Origin of the sequence: Nostoc sp. DedSLP04 (assembly GCF_034530775.1) — a bacterium.
Classification (GTDB): domain Bacteria; phylum Cyanobacteriota; class Cyanobacteriia; order Cyanobacteriales; family Nostocaceae; genus Nostoc.
This window is the reverse complement of record NZ_JAVRCL010000046.1, coordinates 12,823-33,288: the sequence shown is the minus strand read 5'-3', so window position 1 is coordinate 33,288 and position 20,466 is coordinate 12,823. Positions and strand designations below refer to the sequence as shown.

Sequence of the window (20,466 nt, the reverse complement as noted above, 5' to 3'; positions counted from 1 at the left end):
ATATTGTTTACGCATGGCAAAATGCTTGACAACAGTAAAAAATTAATGATAAATATTTTTATTAATCTTAAATATAGCTCGACTCTAAATTTCACAAAGCTGTCACGTTAAGGCATACTCTGTCTGAATTGGTTGTGCTGTTAAATTTTAGACTCGTAAATAAAAAACTTTTTTCTCAAAAAAATACGGTATTGGCTAATACACTGAAATTTTCAATAAAGGGGCGTTGCTGAATCAGGGGATGAAATTTCATGTACTCAAATCTAAAACTCCTTATCTTCTCTGCGCCTGGAGCGCCACCCTGCGGGAAGCCCTTCGGGTTCGGGGGTGACGCTCGAAGACTCGCTAACGCTTCGCTATCGCAATCGACGGGAACCGCCAAGACTGCGACCCCCTCACCGCAAAGCGTCTACTGCGTGAGACAAATCATTCCGCATTTATGCAACGCCAATAAAGACTTAGAACGCGATGGCGTAACCGCCCAGCGTAGCCGATCGCACTTAACTCAACCAGTGAGTTTGGCTCCACGTAGATACTTATATAAATGGAGTGGCATTAATGGGCAAAAATCTTTGGGAGCTACCGAGGGAATTCACCTCGTTGGTTGAACTTCTCCGTTGGAGAGCGCTTCTGAAACCTGAGCAAAAGGCTTATTCTTTTCTGCTGGATGGAGAAGTAGAAGCATCGAATTTGACTTATGGAGAACTAGACCGCCAAGCTCAAACCATTGCTGCCCGACTTCAAAGTTATGGAGTCAAAAGTGGAGAGCGTGGACTACTGCTCTACCCACCTGGTTTAGAATTCATTGCTGCGTTTTTCGGATGTCTGTATGCTGGGGTAATTGCAGTCCCCGCTTATCCACCCCGACCGAACCAATCCCTCTCCCGACTCCAGGCTGTTGTGGTAGATGCACAGGCAACAATCGCCCTGACTACTACAACTGTCTTTGCCAATATTGAGCGACAATTTGCCCAATATCCGAATTTACAAGCATTGCGGTTGCTAACCACCGATAACATTACTACCGACTTAGCAAATTCATGGCAGCAACCATCGATAAATAGCAACAACCTGGCCTTTTTGCAGTATACTTCCGGCTCTACGGGTACACCTAAAGGCGTAATGGTAAGTCATGGGAATTTGCTACATAACGAACTTCTAATTAAACAGGCGATGCAGCACACAGAAAATACCCTTTTCGTGGGTTGGTTGCCGCTTTTTCATGACATGGGTTTAGTCGGGAATCTGCTCCAGCCCTTGTACTTGGGGATACCGTGCATACTCATGCCTCCTGTGGCATTTCTGCAAAAGCCCTGGCGCTGGCTACAGGCAATTTCCCGATATCAAGCAACAACTAGCGGTGGCCCTAATTTTGCCTATGACCTGTGTGTTCGCAAAATTACGCCCGAACAACGAGCCACCCTGGATTTGAGTAGCTGGGAAATTGCTTTTAACGGCGCTGAACCGATTCGGAAAGAAACTCTAGAGCAGTTTACCGCTACCTTTGCTGAATGTGGCTTCCGGCGTGAAAGTTTCTATCCTTGTTACGGGATGGCAGAAACAACGCTGATGGTAACTGGTGGCAGCAAATTAGTTCCACCTGTGTTGTTGCCAGTTCAGTCGGCGGCACTGTTGCAAAATCAAATAGTTCCAGCCAGTGAAAAAGCAGGAAGAGAAGTTGGAGCGGAGGCTTCCTCCGATCCAAACTTCGGGGAGCAGGGGAGCAGAGAGAAGTCTGAGCGGAGGCTTCCTCCGATCAGAACTTCGGAGGGAGCAGGGGAAGCAGAGGGGCAGAGGAAGCAGGGGAGCAGAGGGGCAGAGGGGCAGGGAAACAAGGGAGCGATTACCCACAAGGAGCGAGGCTTTGAACCTTATCCTTTTGGTCAAAATGAAGCTGGCGTACAGACCATAGTCGGTTGTGGCCATGCTTTACAAGATTTAAAGATTGCCATAGTTCATCCTGAGACTCTAACCCTTTGCCAGCCTGGTGAGGTGGGTGAAATTTGGGTTGCAGGGCCAAGCGTCACCCAAGGCTACTGGAATCAGCCAGAGCAAACTGACTATACATTCCGAGCCTACCTTAAGGATACTCAAGACGGGCCTTTTCTAAGGACAGGAGACTTGGGCTTTTTGGAGGAAGGAGAGCTATTTGTCACAGGTCGTCTGAAGGATTTGATTATTATCCGGGGTCGGAATCATTACCCCCAAGACATTGAATGGTCAGTAGAACAAAGCCACCCATCACTACAACCTAGCGGTGGTGCAGCCTTTACAATTGATGTTGCTGGGGAAGAGAGATTAGTTATTGCTCAAGAAGTTAATCGCAGTTTTCTACGGAACTTGGCGACTGAGGAAGTCATTAGAGCTATCCGTCAAGCAGTAGTAGAAGAACATGAACTGCAAGTTTATGCAGTGTTACTCCTCAAGCCAGGTAGTATCCCTAAAACTTCTAGCGGTAAGGTTCAGCGCCATGCTTGTCGCACTAATTTTTTGGCAGGAAGTTGGGAAAATATTGCCAGTAGCGTTTTAGAAGAATCTCATACTATAGTCAATACAGCCAGCCTTACTCATGCAACCGTCTTAGCATTAGAGCCGCAAGAGCGTCAGTTTCAGCTAACCTGTTATCTTCAGCAGCTAGTAGCTCAGGTACTCAAACTAGTTTCTTCCCAAGTTAACCCGCAGCAACCCTTGAACACTGTGGGACTCGATTCCTTAATGGTGATCGAACTCCAGCATTCCATTGAAACTAACTTGGGTGTGGTCTTACCGATGACTAGCTTTCTGGGGAGTTCGAGTATTAACCAACTAGCAACCGTAGTACTTGCTCTGTTAACAAATGTTTCTTCCGTCCCCAAAAGCACTCCAGCCCAAGTTAATGAAACTGTCACTGAGTACCCTCTTTCCTACGGTCAACAGGCTTTGTACTTTTTACACCAGCTAGCACCAGAGAGTCCTGCTTACAACATTACAAATGCTCTGCGTATTCATGGCGAGCTTGATATTTCTGCATTGCATCGAGCATTTCAGAGTTTAGTGGAACGCCATAAAATTCTAGGTACGACTTTCCCAAATGTTGATGGACATCCCATACAGCGAGTCCATAAGCACGTAGAGGTCTGCTGGCAACAGGAAGATGCTGCAACATGGGATGAGGAATTTTTGAGCGATCGCCTGCTTAAAGCAGCATACCATCCCTTCAATCTTGAGCAAGGCCCCCTCATGCGGGTGAGTCTGTTCGCTCGTTCACAAACAGAACACATTCTTTTACTTGTTGTCCACCACATCGTCGCCGACTTCTGGAGCCTCACCGTCTTGGTGGATGAGTTAGGAACACTGTACCAGAGCAACAAAAACAATACATCGGTGACTTTACCTCCTTTGGTCTGGCAGTACACCGACTATGTACGAGAACAGGCTCTAATGCTAGCGAGTCCAGAAGGCGATCGCCTGTGGGACTACTGGCAAAAGCAGTTGGCAGGAGAGTTATCTATATTAAATTTGCCAACTGACCATCCGCGTCCAGCCATTCAAACCTATCAAGGAGCTTCCTTTGGCTATCAGCTGAGTAGAGAATTAACTCAAAAGCTACAAAACTTCAGCCGCCAACGTGGAGTTACTCTCTACATGACCTTGCTAGCAGCCTTTCAAGTGCTACTTTATCGCTACACAGGTCAAGCAGACTTTCTAGTAGGTTCCCCCACAACAGGCAGAAGTCGAACTGATACAGCAGGAGTAGTAGGGTATTTTGTCAATCCGGTAGTATTGCGATGCCTGCGGCGGGCGGGTACGCCTACGCCTTTGGCATTCACGCAATCGCCTTTATCAAAAAATCCCACCTTTGATGAGTTTCTCATTCAAGTACGTTCCTGTGTGCTGGATGCTTTCGATCGCCAGGACTACCCCTTTGCCCGACTGGTTGAGCAATTACAACCAGTCAGAGATCCCAGCCGTTCGCCCTTATTTCAAGTGATGTTTGTCTTGCACAAAGCCCACCTGCTCAATGAATCAGGTTTGGCGGCCTTTGCTTTAGGGGAAACAGGAGCAAAGATAAAATTAGGAGAACTAGAGCTAGAGTCCCTAGCCCTCGAACAACGAATTGCTCAGTTCGACCTCAATCTCGTCATGGCTGAGGTGGATGAAACCCTATCTGCTTCTTGGCAATACAACACAGACTTATTCGATGCTGCCACTATTGCGCGGATGGCTGGTCATTTTCAGACCTTGCTAGAAGGTATTGTTGCTGACTCACAGCAGCACATCTCACTTCTACCACTCCTCACGGAATTAGAACAGCAACAATTATTAGTCGAGTGGAATACTACCCAAGTAGATTATGCTAGCAAACCTTGTCTCCATCAACAATTTGAGGCTCAGGTAGAGCAGACACCAGATGCAGTGGCGGTAGTGTTTGAAACAGAAGAACTCACATACATCGAGTTGAATCGACGAGCCAACCAATTAGCACATTATCTGCAAACTCTGGGAGTAGAACCGGAAGTGTTGGTTGGCATTTGTCTAGAGCGATCGCTCTTAATGGTAGTGAGTATCTTGGCGACTCTCAAAGCTGGAGGAGGTTACGTTCCTCTAGATCCCTCCTATCCTCAAGAACGTCTGGCTTTCATGGTGGAAAATGCTCAGGTTTCAGTGTTGCTGACTCAAGAGAAATTCCTTGCAGCTTTGCCTGAACATGGGGCGCAAGTGGTATTGGTGGACAAAAACCATGAGGTTTGGGCTAGTGAAAGTGGAGACAATCCAGTTAGCCAGGTGACAACTGATAATTTAGCTTATGTGATTTACACCTCCGGCTCCACTGGCAAACCAAAGGGGGTGATGAACATTCATAGAGGAATTTGCAATCGTCTATCTTGGATGCAGGAAACTTATCAACTGACAATGGTAGATAAAGTGTTGCAAAAAACACCGTTCAGTTTTGATGTCTCCATTTGGGAATTCTTTTGGCCTTTGACTACCGGAGCGCGTTTAGTGGTAGCTCGTCCAGGAGGTCATCAAGATAGCACCTACCTTGTTCAGATGATTGCCCAAGAACAGATCACCACGTTGCATTTTGTTCCCTCCATGTTGCAAGTATTTCTTGAGGAACCTGGACTTGAGGTGTGTAAGTGCTTGAGGCAGGTGATGTGTAGTGGTGAAGCACTACCTTTGAAACTACAAGAACGATTTTTTGAGCGTTTGGATGCAGACTTACATAATTTGTACGGGCCAACGGAAGCTGCGATCGATGTCACATTCTGGGCTTGTGAACGTGAGAGTCGTAAGCATACTGTTCCCATTGGTCGCCCCATTGCCAATACGCAAATATATTTGCTAGATAATCACTTGCAACCAGTACCTATTGGCGTACCTGGGGAACTACACATTGGGGGTGTGGGTTTAGCGCGGGGTTATCTGCATCAACCAGAGTTAACAGATATTAAATTCATTGCCAACCCGTTTAAAAGAAGTAGGGGAGCAGGGGAGCAGGGGAGCAGGGGAGCGAATGAAGATCAATCTGGATTTGATCGCTTATACAAAACTGGGGATTTGGCACGTTATCTGAGCGATCGCAACATTGAATATCTCGGACGACTCGACGATCAAGTTAAATTGCGGGGGTTCCGTATTGAGCTAGGAGAGATTGAAGCGGTACTGAGTCAACACCCAGCATTGCGGCAAGTTGTTATTTTGATCAGAGAAATTGAGAAGAAGGAACAGCACCGAGATTTCACACCACTGGTTGATGTAGAAAATTCATCAACAATTACTGGTTTGCGTCGCTTACTCAAAGGAGAATTAGCTAATTCTCAGGCAGATTTTAGCAATCAGCAATTAGTTGCTTATTGCGTCACCCGTCATCAACCAGCACCCACCACTACCGAATTGCGTCGCTTTCTTTTAGAAAAGCTCCCTGATTACATGGTTCCGGCGGCTTTCGTCCTACTGGATGCACTGCCTTTAACGCCGAATGGTAAGGTAGACCGACAGTCCTTACCAATTCCTGCTAAAGTCAGACCTGAATTGGAAAAAGCTTTCGTAGCACCTCGTACTCCTATAGAAAAGGCATTGGCAGAGGTTTGGGCAGAGGTGCTGGACATTGAACAAGTAGGCATTCACGACAACTTTTTTGAGTTAAGAGGAGATTCGATTCGCAGCATCCAAGTGTTAGCTAAAGCCTCTGCAAAAGGTTTAAGTTTTTCCTTAGCGCAGATTTTTCAGTATCAGACTATCGACTCACTGGCACGAGAAATTACTTTTGTTGAACCCAGTGTTTTAATAACTCAAAAAACAGAGCCATTTAGCCTGATTTCCCAGACAGAACGGCAAAAGCTACCCAAAGATGTAGAAGATGCCTATCCTTTGGCTAGGGTGCAGGCTGGGGTGATTTTTCACACTCAGTCCATGCCTGATGAGCCGATGTACCATGATATTTTTCTGTACAATTTGCAAGTTCGTCTAGACATTGAATTGTTTCAAAAAGCTCTACAGCACGTTGTCGATCGCCACGCCATCTTGCGGACATCCTTCGATTTGACTAATTTTAGTGAACCCTTACAGTTGGTTCATCAACAAGTTACTGCTCCCTTTCATGTCGAGGACTTGCGTGATTTCTCGCCACAACAACAACAAGCACTTTCCACCTGGATAAAAGCTGAAAAACGACGAAATTTTGATTGGTCTTCTCCACCATTTATTCGCTTTTTCATTCACCGCCTTACAGAGCAGTCTTTTTATCTCACCTTTAGCTGTCACACTTCTATTCTTGATGGTTGGAGCAAAGCTTGTTTGCTGACAGAATTGCTACATGATTATTATGCTCTGCTCAACGGTAAAAGCAAAGCCATTGAACCAGCCCCAGCTATAACTTATAGAGATTTTGTTGCTTTGGAGCGTGCAACATTGCAATCCTCCGACTCTCAAGATTTTTGGAGGCAAAAATTAGCAGGTTGTGTAACCACGAGAATAGCCCGTTGGAAGGTGACTCATTACAGCACAAATACCCCGGAAATTGGCTTTTTAGATGTCCCCATCTCCTCAGAACTTTCTGAGAAATTGCAAAAACTAGCCCGGTTAGCAGAAGTCCCCCTGAAAAACGTGTTGTTAGCTGCACATATCAGGGTGATGAGTTTGTTGAGTGGTGAGAGTGATATCCTCACGGGGCTGGAGTCGAATGGTCGATTGGAAGCAGCTGACGGAGAAAAAACTCTGGGAATCCATTTGAATACGGTTCCCTTGCGTTTGCAGCTGACGGGGGGAACTTGGCTAGAGTTGGTGCAGCAGGTTTTTGCAGCTGAACGAGAGTTGTTGCCCTTCAGACGTTATCCTTACGCAGATTTACATCAACTTGTTGGTCGTCAAGCTCTCCAGCCCCTAGTTGAAACTGTTTTTAATTACACTAACTTCCATGTTTATGAGAGTCTGCAAAGTCTCAAAGATTTGGAAGTTTTAGGGGCGAGGGGTTTTGGTGAAACTCATTTTACCTTGCGGTCTGAGTTTAATCTCAATCATGCCTCAGATTGTATACAACTCGATTTAGAGTGTGACTTGACACAGATAAGTCATGCCCAGTTAGAGACTATTGGCACTTATTTTCAAGAAACATTAACAGCAATGTCTTCACAGCCGTTAGCACGTTACGAGTTGCAATGTCTTTTGGGCAATCGCCAACGGCAGATGTTGCTTACAGAATGGAATAACACTGCCACCAAATATCCCCAAGACTGCTGTATCCATCAACACTTTGAGGCTATGGCAGCACAAAATCCTGATGCGATCGCCATCGTCTTTGAAGATGTACAGACGCGATTAATGAGCCAGCGCGTTGCGGGGGTTCCCCCCGTTGTAGCGACTGGCGTCGCGTCTCTAACTTACCAACAGCTAAATCATCAAGCTAATGCCCTGGCTCATTACTTGCAGCGTCTAGGAGTAACTGCTGATGTACCAGTAGCTCTGTGTGTCGAGCGTTCCTTAGAAATGATAGTGGGAATTTTGGGAATTCTCAAGGCAGGAGGAGCTTACGTACCTTTAGATCCAACATATCCCCAAGAAAACTTGGCTTTTATATTGGAAGATGCTCAAGTGCCAGTTTTATTGACTCAGGCACGGCTAGTAGCTAACTTACCTACCCACACAGCCCAAATTGTCTGCCTAGACTCAGACTGGCATATCATAGCGCAGGAAAGTCCAGAAAACCCCAGCAGTACAAGCACATTAGAAAATCTAGCCTACATTATTTACACATCAGGCTCCACAGGTCAACCGAAGGGAGTACTCGTAACCCAGCAAAACTTAGCCCATTCCACCTTGGCGCGGATTACTTATTACTCAGAACCCGTTACCAGTTTCTTATTGATTCCCTCTTTTGCTTTTGATAGTTCAGTCGGTTCCATATTTTGGACATTATGTCAAGCAGGTAAACTAGTACTGTTAACTGAGGGTTCCCAGAGAGATATTTGGCAATTAGTCAAGCTGATTGTTCAACATCAAGTTTCACACTGGTTAAGTGTTCCCTCACTTTACAGCACCCTACTCGCTGCTATAGATCCAGCCCAACTTGTCTCGTTGCAGACAGTTATTGTTGCTGGGGAATGTTGTTCTACAGAATTGGTTGAACGCCATCGTCAACTACTGCCCGATACATCCTTATTTAATGAGTATGGCCCCACAGAAGCAACAGTTTGGAGTAGTGTATACGATTGTCAAAATCATGATTTAAACAATCCTGTTTCTATTGGTCGTCCCATTGCCAACACTCAGATTTATTTACTAGATTCTTATCTCCAACCAGTACCCATTGGAGTTCCTGGTGAAATTTATATTGGTGGCTTGGGTGTAGCTAAAGGCTATCTCAATCGTCCAGAATTAACTGCCCAAAAGTTTATTCCCAACCCGTTTAGCGATTTTGGATTGCCGATTTTAGATTTTAGATTGGGGGATAAGAATGAAAATTTCGATAATCCAAAATCTAAGTTGCGCTTCCAGCGCACCAAAGGTGCAACCCAAAATCTAAAATTTAACCGCCTTTACAAAACTGGGGATTTAGCGCGTTATCTTCCAGATGGCAACATTGAGTTTTTGGGACGTATTGATCGCCAGGTGAAGATTCGCGGGTATCGGATTGAACTAACGGCGATTGAGGCAATTTTACTTCAACATCCTGTTGTTCGGGAAGCAGCGGTCATACTTCGAGAAGAGGAATCAGGTAGCAAACGCTTAGTAGCCTACGTAGTACCACAGCAAAAACCTGCACCTGCGACCAATGAATTGCGGAGTTTCTTGCGGCAGAAATTACCGGAATACATGATTCCTAATGTCTTTGTTGTCTTAGAAGAATTGCCATTGACTCCAAGTGGAAAGGTCGATCGCCGCCATTTGCCTGCACCTGAGCAAGTACAATCCAAAGAGGTAAAAATGGCTCAACTTCTAAGCATATTGGAAACACTTTCAGAAGAAGAAGTGAAAGTAATGCTTGCCAACAATCAATTATCTATGCAACGCCAGTAAATATTTATTTTGTTTGGAGCAAATCAACAGTGAGCGACGAGCTTTTAAAACGTATTGAACAGCTTTCATCAGAAAAACGCGAACTTTTGGCAATGCTGATGCACAAAGAAGGTATAGCAAGGCAAACTATTTACGTAGCACCCCGCACGCCAGTGGAAAAAGTGCTAGCCACAATCTGGAGCCAGGTTTTGGGAATTCCACAGGTAGGCATTTACGACAACTTTTTAGAATTGGGAGGTGATTCAATTGGGAGTATTCAAGTTGTAGCTAAAGCTTATGAAGCAGGCTTAAAATTCACAACAAATCAGCTATTTGAACATTTAACTATTGCAGAGTTAGCAATAATTGTGGAGACAATTGCAGTTCCACAGGAGGAATTGCCGCCAAATACTCATTTTGTGTCTACCGATACGCTCAACTTCAAACCTTCAGACTTTCCAGAAGCTGAGTTAACTCAGGAAGAACTAAATAAGCTTTTTATGAACAACAACAAGTAGAAATTTCACTGTATGGAAGCCAAAAATATAGAGGACATCTATACACTCTCGCCTACTCAACAGGGTATGCTGTTTCACATCCTCTCTGCTCCAGATTCCAAGATGTATTTTGAGCAGACGCTATGTACCTTGCATGGCACTCTCAATGTCTCAGCTTTTGAGCAGGCTTGGCAGCAAGTGGTAAACCGACATCCGAGCTTGAGGACAGCTTTTGTATGGCAAGGTCTGAACCAGCCAGTTCAAATAGTACACCAACAAGCTAGACTGCTGATACAGCAATATGATTGGTGTCAGCTCTCAACTGCTGAACAGGAAGCGCAACTACAAAGTTACCTGGAAGCAGACCAAAAAAGTGGCTTTGATTTGGCTCAACCACCCTTAATGCGGCTTGCCTTAATTCAAACTGACGCGAACACTTACCAATTTATCTGGAGTATTTGTCATCTAGTGTTGGATGGGTGGTCTACTAACATTATTATGAAAGAATTTTTTGCCTTCTATAAAGCACTTTGCCAAGACCAAAGTCTCCACTTGCAACCAAGCCGTCCTTATCGGGACTACATTGCTTGGCTTAAGCAGCAGGATTTATCACAAGCAGAGGTATTTTGGCGAAAAAGTCTTCAGGGCTTCACAACATCAACTCCTTTAGCAGCAGACTGGCGAACTGATGCTTACTCCAATCGCCACCAAGATTCTGGTCAACAGCAAATCCAACTGTCGCTAGTAACTACAGAAGCACTTAAATCTCTGGCGCAACAACATCATTTGACGCTGAACACCTTGGTACAAGGAATTTGGGCTTTACTGTTGAGTTATTACAGTGGTGAAGCAGATGTAGTTTACGGAACCGTTGTGTCTGGTCGTCCGCCCACTCTACCAGGGGTTTCCTCGATGGTAGGACTTTTTATCAACACCCTACCAATGCGCGTATTGGTGTCTGGTGAAGCTTTACTTCTGTCTTGGCTCCAGGAACTCCAACTCCAGCAGCTTAGTATGCGTCGATATGAGTATACCCCCTTAGTGCAAATTCAGAATTGGAGTGAAGTACCCTCAAGTATGCCTTTGTTCGAGAGTATTTTAGTATTTGAAACCTCAACAGCAAGTATTTCTGGCCTACCTATAGAAAACTTGAGGATTGATAATGTTCGTTCCTTGATTAACTCTAACTATTCTCTTGTGCTGATGGTGACACTAGGAGCAGAGCTATCGTTGAATATATCCTATGATTTACACTGCTTCAAATCTATTGCGATCGCCAAAATAATGAAAATTTTTGAACTACTTATCAATAGTATACTCGCAGAACCTAATACTCAATTAGGAAGTTTAATAAACATAATTAATGAGCTTGAAAGTCAAGAACAAACCTTAAATATCAAAGAACGTAGAAATTTCATAATTAACAAGCTAAAAACTTGCCAGCCTAAACCAATCAAATTATCAGTTGATTAATAAAAACAGATAATATAATTAAATAAACTACAAAAATAAGAAAAACTTTTACATTTTTATCAAGAAATTTTAATTAATACATCATTTATGTCTTCTAAAAAATCAGATTCAAATTATGATTATTTTGCTCAAGAATATAACGAAGTCTACGCTCAGATACTTAGCGAACAAACAATACAAATTTTAGAAAAGTTACTGTTAGTGCATCTTCCCAAAGCAGCTAATATTCTTGACCTTTGTTGTGGTACAGGACAATTGGCACAAAAGTTATTAATCAAAGGTTATCAAATAACTGGACTTGACAGATCTGAGTCAATGTTGAATTATGCTCGATCCAATGCAACTGAAGGCAAATTCATATTGTGTGATGCACAATCCTTTGAACTATCACCCATATTTGATGCAGTTATTTCAATGTATGCCCTTAACTATGTCATGAACTTAGAAGAATTAATGAGCGTGTTTCGGAACGTGAATACAGCCTTAAAAACAAATGGAATATTTATTTTCAACCTGCGCTTAGAAGAGGATTTTAAATCATATTGGGATAATTCTACTACTCGCGTTGTTAGAGATGATTATGCCTGGATCAGTCAAAAGAGCTATAATTCAGAAGAAAAAATTGGTCAAATTCAAATAACTGGTTTTCAATTGATAGAAAAAGAATGGAAACCGTTAGAACAAATTATTTTAGAAAAAACTTATTCTCGTGCAGAAGTTCTGTCAGCCCTGGAAAAAGTGGGTTTCAGGCAAGTAAGCGTCCATGAAGAAAAACACGATGCTGTATTTCAAGAAAGGTCTGAATATACATACTTTGTTAGTTATAAATAATTCATTAAAAATAGAACTTATGCAAAAATTGCCGAAAAGCTTAATTTATCGAACTGCCAAGAACGCTAAGAATTCGTAGAGTGTGCGTAACTCCTAAAAAAGTTAACTAAACTGTAATCGCTCAATTATCAAAAATTTATAGACTAGTTAAGTATAGGCAGCATTAAATTTAAATTATATATTTTGACTGAGCAAAAAATTATAGTCGAACCAAACTAGAACGGTGAGTCAAACAAATGCAAACTAACATTATTGAAGGCTTTCAGATATCACCTCACCAGAAACATCTCTGGTTATTACAGCAAGATACTGTGACTTATCGTGCTCAATTAGTTATTTTAATAGAAGGTATCATTAAGGTCAATTTACTAAAAGAAGCTTTATATCAGCTAGTAAAACGGCATAAGATTCTTCGTACTAATTTTCGGACATCACCTAAGATGAAAACTCCAATTCAGATAATAAACGATATTAGTAGCCTATCTTTGCAGGAGTTAAATTTGAGTGATTTGGAAATTGAGCAACAAAACACCAGAATTGAAGAACTTTTTGTAGAACAGGGACAGCAGACTTTTGATTATGAAAAAGATTCTGTTTTGCGTTTCGTTTTAGCTACTCTGTCAACGCAAAAATATGCTTTGTTTATTACTCTCCCTACTTTATGTGCCGATGCTTGGACACTCCAAAATATTTGCAAAGAAATTGCCTCTCTCTACGATACATACCAAAATAATTTAGAAAAAACGTCCGAACCACTGATTCAGTACGTCCAATTTTCTGAATGGCAAAATGAAATTATTAAATTAGCGGATGCCAAAATAGGAATAGAATATTGGCGTAAAAAGAATATTTTTGATTTTTATAGAGTTACGCTTCCTTTTGAAAATCAGCTTGTTGAACAACCGGAATTTAAACCTCGATTTTTAACCTTAACGATTCCCCACGATGTGGTGACAAAAATTCAGACCATTGCCCAAAAACATGAGACTTCACTATCTGTATTCTTGCTAAATTGTTGGTTAGTCTTACTTTGGCGTTTAACTGGACAGTCAAATATGATAGTTGGTACGGCCGACAACGGTCGGATATGTGAAGAACTTGAGGGTGCGGTGGGACTTTTAGCAAAATACTTACCCGTTCATTGTTATCTGGAAGAAAACATTCAATTTAGTAAAAATCTACGGCAAGTTGATGAATTAATACGTGAGGTTGCTCAATGGCAAGAGTACTTTACTTGGCACTCAACAGTGGGAGAGACAGAAAATGTTGAGAAACCAACATTTTTACCATTTTGTTTTGATTTTATACAACAGTCTGTAAAGTATTCTGCTGGCAACGTATCATTTGAAATTTACAAGCAGTACAGTTGCATTGACCGATTTAAAGTAAAACTCTCCTGTATTAAAAAAGAAAAGGATATTATTGCAGAGTTTCACTACGATTCTAAATTATTCTCGACCGAAAACATCAATTATTTAGCAAGACAATTTCACACCTTGTTAAAGAGCGTTCTAAATAATCCAGAAAAATCAATTGGCAATTTAGAGATTCTCAGCGATGTTGAGCGAGAACGACTGCTTGTCGAATTTAACAATACGAGAAGAGATTATGTTAACGACAAGTGTATCCAACAATTATTTGAGTCACAGGTAGAACGTACTCCAAAAAATGTAGCGGTAGTATTTAAAAATCAGCAACTAACTTACCGAGAACTGAACGCTAAGGCAAATCAACTAGCACATCGTCTTCAAGCTTTGGGAGTTGAACCCGATGTATTAGTGGGGGTTTGCGTAGAACGCTCTTGCGAAATGCTAGTAGGTATACTAGGCATTCTCAAAGCTGGAGGAGCATACGTACCAATCGATCCATCCTATCCCAACCAACGATTGAGTTATATGCTTGCAGATTCTCAGGTATCAATAATATTGACCCAAGAACGATTGGTGAAAAATTTACCTGATGTTGGAGCGTTGGTGCTTTGCTTAGATACTCTTTGGGATGTAATTGCTCAAGAAAGTGATGAGAATCCCAAAAATGAAGTGAAGACTGATAATTTGGCTTACTTAATTTATACTTCTGGCTCTACAGGACAACCCAAAGGAGTGCAGGTTACGCATCAAAACTTAGTTCACTCCACGACTGCTCGAATTTATTATTATGAACAACCTATAATAGGCTTTATCTTTACTTCGTCTTTTGCCTTTGATAGTTCTGTTGCAGTGATTTTTTGGACACTTTGTCAAGGTGGTTTTGTCTCCGTTTTACCGGAAAATGGGCAATTAGATATTCAACAACTTGTAAAGGCGATGCCTACGGCGGCAAGCTACACTCAACAAGAAATTTCCCATTTATTATGTCTGCCGTCTCTCTACAAGCTGATTTTAGAACAAGCGCGATCGCAGCAACTACTTAGCCTCAAAACCGTAATTGTCGCTGGAGAATCTTGTTCAAAGGAACTTGTTAAGCAACATCGTGAATTATTGCCGGAAGTAAGCTTATTTAATGAGTATGGCCCCACAGAAGCAACAGTTTGGAGTAGTGTATACGATTGTCAAAATCATGATTTAAACAATCCTGTTTCTATTGGTCGTCCCATTGCCAACACTCAGATTTATTTACTAAATTCTCATCTCCAACCAGTACCAATTGGAGTTCTTGGTGAAATTTATATTGGTGGTTTGGGTGTAGCTAAAGGCTATCTTAATCGCCCAGAACTAACTGCCCAAAAGTTTATTCCTAATCCATTTAGCGATGAACCAAACGCACGCCTCTATAAAACTGGAGATTTAGGGCGTTATCTTGCAGATGGAAACATTGAGTTTCTCGGTCGTCTCGATCGCCAGGTTAAGATTCGCGGGTATCGGATTGAGCTACCTGAAATTGAAGCCGTTCTGAATCAACACCCAGCTGTACAAGAAGCGATCGCTATTACCCAAGAGGATATCGATGCTCACCACCGTTTAATAGCTTATATTGTCCCAAAAAAAGAGCAAGTACCCACAGTTGATGATTTGCGTAGCTTTTTAAAAAACTGCTTGCCAGAGTATATGTTGCCTTCGATGTTCGTGATATTGAAGGCGCTACCACTAAATCCCAATGGCAAAGTAGACCGTCAAGCGCTTCCGATTCCCGACCAAGAAAGACCAAATCTGGAAGCAGTATTTGTCCCACCTAGCACTGCGATCGAAGTAGCACTGGCAGAAATTTGGTCACAAGTTCTGAATGTAGAAAAAGTGGGCATTCACGACAACTTTTTAAAGTTAGGAGGAGACTCACTTCGCAGTATTCAAGTATTATCCAGAGCTAATGACCGAGGATTAAGTTTTTCTTTGCAAGAGTTTATTCAACATCCTACAATTCACGAACTTTCTCAAGTGATAAAAACAAATGAAGAACTGCGGATACCCACAATAAAGCCAGTGTCTCGTGACCAATACCAGATTTAAATAATTCGTAATTATATTTTGTGATAGTGAAGCGGTAGCGTTGGCGTAGAGTCTGCCTAAGTCCTATGAGCGCCAGATTTATCTTTCAGAGGAAACTCTTAACAGGCAACAGACAACAAGTAAACCCACCCTTAAAAGAATGGGATTGAAACAATGACGCTGTTTTTTTCGTTGCACTCTCCGCTCAAAAAACATCCTTTTAAAAACGTGGCTGTTACCCAGAACTAAATAAAGTTTTTATCACTGTTCCCTGTTCCCTGTTCCCTATTCCCTTCTTTTGTAAAACCAATTTAAAATCCAAAATCAAATGACAGAACAACTATTTGTTTTTCCTACATCTTTTGCCCAGCAACGACTGTGGTTTTTGCATCAGCTAGAGGCGAATAGCTCAGTGTATAACCTTCCTTATGGGTTGCGAATAAGTGGTAATTTGAAAGTAGAGGCTTTGCAACAGGCTTTTGAAGCGATCGCAAATCGTCACGAAATCCTGCGTACTACCTTTACCACAGTGGATGGAAATCCGGTACAAGTCATTGCCAAAAGCCGCTCGATAGTCATACCTGTGGTGAATCTCAGTGAATGGTCGGAAGTAGACCGCGCAGCCCAGGTTCAGGGACTAATTAACAAGGAGGCAGAATACTCCTTTGACCTGGCACACGATTCGTTACTGCGTGTCACCTTGCTCCAATTAGGTAAGAATGAATATCTGCTGTTGCTGACGCTACATCACATCATCTTTGATGGTTGGTCGATTGGGGTTTTCATCCGAGAATTAACAGCCCTCTATAAAGCCTTTTCTACTGGGACTGCTTCGCCACTTCCCGAACTGCCCATACAGTACGCTGACTATGCTATCTGGCAACGAGAGTGGCTGCAAGGGATGGTACTTCAAACTCATTTAGACTACTGGAAACAACAGCTAGCCGGTTCCATACCCGTCTTAGAACTGCCCACAGACCGTCCAAGATTAGCAGTCCAAAACTTTCAAGGTGCAACCGAGTCTTTTTTATTGTCTTCTGATTTATCCCAGGCGCTCAAGCACATTAGCCAGCAAGCAGGAGTCACCTTGTTTATGACTCTGCTAGCAGCATTCAAAACATTACTCTACCGCTATACAGGAGAAGAAGACATCATAGTAGGTTCACCTACTGCTAACCGCAACCGCCCGGAAATCGAAGGATTGATCGGGTTTTTTGTTAACACTCTTGTCTTACGTACTTACCTTGGGGATAACCCTAGTTTTTGGCAGTTGCTTTTACGAGTACGGGAAGTAATTTCAGGGGCATTTGACCATCAAGACTTGCCCTTTGAGAAGCTAGTAGAAGAAATGCAGCCGGAGCGCAGCCTCAGCCATACGCCACTGTTCCAGGTGATGTTTGTCCTGCAAAATGCACCGATGCCACCCTTGGAGTTGCCAGAACTGATCCTGAATCCTGTGATGGTGGACAGTAAGACAGCCAAGGTTGACCTGTCTCTATCTATGACAGATACGCCGCAGGGACTAATTGGAAATCTAGAATACAACACTGACTTGTTTGAAGCAGCCACTATTAAGAGAATGGTGGGGCATTTCGAGACAATGCTTTCAAGCATTGTGGTGAATCCCGACCAGAGTCTCAGTGATTTGCCAATCTTGACAGAGACAGAATTGCAGACTCTGTTGGTAAAGTGGAACAGCACAAAAACAGAAAATTTGCAAGACTTGTGCATTCATGAGTTGTTTGAAACTCAAGTAGAGCAAACACCGGATGCTGTTGCAGTGGTCTTTGAAGGGCAACAGTTGACCTATCGGCAACTGAACGCCAAGGCAAATCAACTAGGGCGTTATTTGCATTCTCTTGGTGTCAGACCAGAAGTGCTGGTGGGTATTTGTGTAGAGCGCTCTCTAGAGATGGCGATCGCTTTGTTGGGCATCCTCAAAGCTGGTGGGGCTTATGTACCCTTAGATCCCACTTATCCCCAAGAGCGCTTGACCTGGATGTTATTAGATTCACGAGTACCAGTCCTCTTGACTCAGAAGCATTTGCTGGTAGAACGAGAGTTTGATGGACTGCATATAGTTTGCTTGGATACAGACTGGGAAGTAATTTCTCATGAAAGTGAAGAGAATCTCCTCAGTGGTGCTACACCGAAAAATCTAGCATATATCATCTATACATCAGGTTCTACAGGCAAACCAAAAGGAGTGATGATTCAACATCAGTCTTTAGTGAATTTCACTCTTGCGGCAATTGTTGAATATGGGTTTACCCAGTCTGATGGCATTCTACAGTTTGCCTCTATCAGCTTTGATACGGCAGTCGAAGAAATTTATCCCTGCCTAATCTCTGGTGGCACGCTGGTGCTACGTAATGAACAGATGTTAATTGATATACCGAATTTCCTTAAACAATGTCAAGAATGGGAAATTACAGTATTAGATTTACCTACAGCATATTGGCATCATCTGACTTTTGAATTAACAACAACAAAACTAAGGCTACCTGAATCATTGCGCCTAGTAATTATTGGGGGAGAGCAGGTACTTCCAGAACGAGTAAAAATGTGGCAAAAGTATGTAGGTGATTACCCGCAACTATTCAACGGATACGGGCCTACAGAGGCAACTGTAGTAACCACAATTTACAAGTTACCAAAAGCTACCTTTTCTTCAGATAGTACATTGTTAGGAGTACCCATTGGTAAGCCAATTCGTAATGTTCAAGTGTATGTGTTAGATAAAAATTTACAGCCAGTTCCTATTGGTATCCAGGGAGAACTCTACATTGGTGGTGCTGGTTTAGCACGAGGTTACTTGAATCGCTCAGACTTAACTGAAGAAAAATTTATTCCTAACTTCTTTAACAAGTCACAAGAGAGCGATCGCCTTTATAAAACTGGGGATTTAGTGCGTTATCTCCCAGACGGCAACATTGAGTTTCTCGGTCGTATTGATAATCAGGTAAAGGTGCGCGGCTTTCGCATCGAACTTGGAGAAATTGAAGTCGTACTGGCTCAACACTCAGAGATTAAGGAAGTTGTAGTCATCGCTCAACAAGACGCTACGGGCAACCAATATTTAGTAGCTTATGTGGTTCCCACTTCAAAGTCAGTTCCCAACAGCAGTGAACTACGCCGCTTTCTCAGTGATAAGTTGCCCGAATATATGCTGCCAAAAGTCTTTGTGGTATTAGAAGCACTACCACTCACTCCTAACGGCAAAGTAGACCGCAAAGCGTTACCAATTGCTGACCAAAACCACTATGATGATGACACAATTTACGTAGCGCCACGTACATTAACTGAGAAGAAATTAACGGCAATTTGGTCTGATTTACTTGTTCGGAAAAAAGTTGGTATTAATGATAACTTTTTTGAGTTGGGTGGTCATTCCTTACTGCTGACTCAGATGATTTTTCGAGTGCGAGAAACTTTTCAAGTAGAGTTACCCTTGCGTAGTCTATTTCAAATGCCTACGGTAGCTGGCCTAGCCGAAAGTATTGAGATGGTTCAAAACACAGGTTCTTCTAATACTATTGCTAGGAAAACTGTTGCGGATCTGCAAGCTGAAGCCGTTCTCGATCGCACAATTCGTCCTGAAGCTGTCCCAAGAGATTATACAACCGAGCCAGCTAGTATATTATTAACCGGAGCCACAGGTTTTTTAGGAGCTTTTTTACTTGATGAACTTCTCCAAAAAACTCCAGCAGATATTTATTGTTTGGTACGTTCTGCTGATGCAGAATCAGGCAAAAATAAGCTGCGCCAAAACCTGGAAACGTATTTACTGTGGAACGAAAATTTTAGTTCCAGAATCATCCCGATTGTGGGAGATTTATCTGAGCCACTTTTTGGACTATCTCAGGAAAAGTTTCTACTATTGGCAAATAAGATAGATGTTATTTATCACAATGGTGCTTTCGTTAATTTTATTCATCCATACGAGCAGATGAAGGCGATTAATGTTCTCGGAACTCAGGAAGTTCTCAGATTAGCAAGCTTAATCAAAATCAAGCCAGTGCATTACGTTTCTACTCTTTCCGTTTTCCCCGCACAAAGCGATTCGGAAGTTCAAGTATTTCGAGAAAAAGACTATTTAGAACATGGTGAAATTCTCGAAAGTGGGTATGCTCAGAGTAAATGGGTGGCGGAAAAATTAGTAGCGATCGCACTTTCTAGAGGGCTTCCTGTGACTATCCACAGACTGGGAAGAATTACAGGAAACAGCAAAACAGGAGTTTGGAATACAAATGATTTTATGTGCAGCATGATTAAATGCTGTATTCAGCTTGGTAGTGTGCCAGAAATTACTGGTTTAGTGGATATGACCCCTGTAAATTACGTAAGTCAAGCGATCGTTTATTTATCTCAGCAAAAAGAATCAATTGGAGAAGTTTTTCACTTGCTCAATCCGCATCCAATTAAACTAGAAGAACTTATCAAGTGGGTACGTTCTTATGGCTATCCACTGCGGCTAGTTGCTTATGATAAATGGCGACAAGAATTGATAACTGCTGCAAAGCATTCTCTAGATGCAACGTTGTATTCCCTTTTGCCTTTGTTTCCTGAAAATAGATTCAAAAATCAGATATCCATCGAAGAGAGTCTTTCTCAATCAAAAATGACACAGTTCGATTGCCAAAACACGCTTGATAAGCTAGCAAATACTTCTATTGTATGTCCGGCGATCGATGACGAACTTCTGCAAAACTACTTCTCTTACTTCACTCATAATGGTTTCGTAAATCACCCACATCTGTAGA

Annotated in this window: 6 protein-coding genes and 1 pseudogene; all 7 read left to right on the top strand. The window is 42.4% G+C overall.

Features of this window, described 5'->3' with window-relative positions:
• Nucleotides 1–251 precede the first annotated feature (251 nt).
• Complete coding sequence (locus tag RMX89_RS23505; protein ID WP_322690645.1) at nucleotides 252–608, top strand: hypothetical protein; 357 nt, start codon at nucleotides 252–254, stop codon at nucleotides 606–608.
• Entirely contained in the window at nucleotides 559–9,498 is an 8,940-nt protein-coding gene (locus RMX89_RS23500; RefSeq protein ID WP_322690644.1) for a non-ribosomal peptide synthetase, read from the top strand. Before RMX89_RS23505 ends, RMX89_RS23500 begins: the two co-directional genes overlap by 50 nt.
• A gap of 131 nt (nucleotides 9,499–9,629) precedes the next feature.
• Nucleotides 9,630–9,845: pseudogene (locus tag RMX89_RS34585) on the top strand (phosphopantetheine-binding protein); the annotation flags it as partial.
• Between the two features lie 162 nt (nucleotides 9,846–10,007).
• Nucleotides 10,008–11,447: a condensation domain-containing protein gene (locus RMX89_RS23490; RefSeq protein WP_322690642.1), complete on the top strand. Its 1,440-nt coding sequence runs from the start codon at nucleotides 10,008–10,010 to the stop codon at nucleotides 11,445–11,447.
• Between the two features lie 87 nt (nucleotides 11,448–11,534).
• Nucleotides 11,535–12,278: a class I SAM-dependent DNA methyltransferase gene (locus tag RMX89_RS23485; RefSeq protein ID WP_322690641.1), complete on the top strand. Its 744-nt coding sequence runs from the start codon at nucleotides 11,535–11,537 to the stop codon at nucleotides 12,276–12,278.
• Nucleotides 12,279–12,514: 236 nt separating this feature from the next.
• Nucleotides 12,515–15,724 carry an amino acid adenylation domain-containing protein gene (locus tag RMX89_RS23480; RefSeq protein WP_322690640.1) on the top strand — a complete coding sequence of 1,070 codons (3,210 nt, stop codon included), beginning with the start codon at nucleotides 12,515–12,517 and terminating at the stop codon, nucleotides 15,722–15,724.
• Between the two features lie 307 nt (nucleotides 15,725–16,031).
• Entirely contained in the window at nucleotides 16,032–20,465 is a 4,434-nt protein-coding gene (locus RMX89_RS23475) for an amino acid adenylation domain-containing protein (protein WP_322690639.1), read from the top strand.
• Nucleotide 20,466: the final 1 nt, after the last annotated feature.

Excerpts from the sequence above, each read along its gene's own strand:
- RMX89_RS23480 (WP_322690640.1), top strand. The coding sequence starts at position 12,515 with ATGCAAACTAACATTATTGAAGGCTTTCAGATATCACCTCACCAGAAA.
- RMX89_RS23505 (WP_322690645.1), top strand. The coding sequence starts at position 252 with ATGTACTCAAATCTAAAACTCCTTATCTTCTCTGCGCCTGGAGCGCCA.
- RMX89_RS23475 (WP_322690639.1), top strand. The coding sequence starts at position 16,032 with ATGACAGAACAACTATTTGTTTTTCCTACATCTTTTGCCCAGCAACGA.
- RMX89_RS23490 (WP_322690642.1), top strand. The coding sequence starts at position 10,008 with ATGGAAGCCAAAAATATAGAGGACATCTATACACTCTCGCCTACTCAA.
- RMX89_RS23500 (WP_322690644.1), top strand. The coding sequence starts at position 559 with ATGGGCAAAAATCTTTGGGAGCTACCGAGGGAATTCACCTCGTTGGTT.
- RMX89_RS23485 (WP_322690641.1), top strand. The coding sequence starts at position 11,535 with ATGTCTTCTAAAAAATCAGATTCAAATTATGATTATTTTGCTCAAGAA.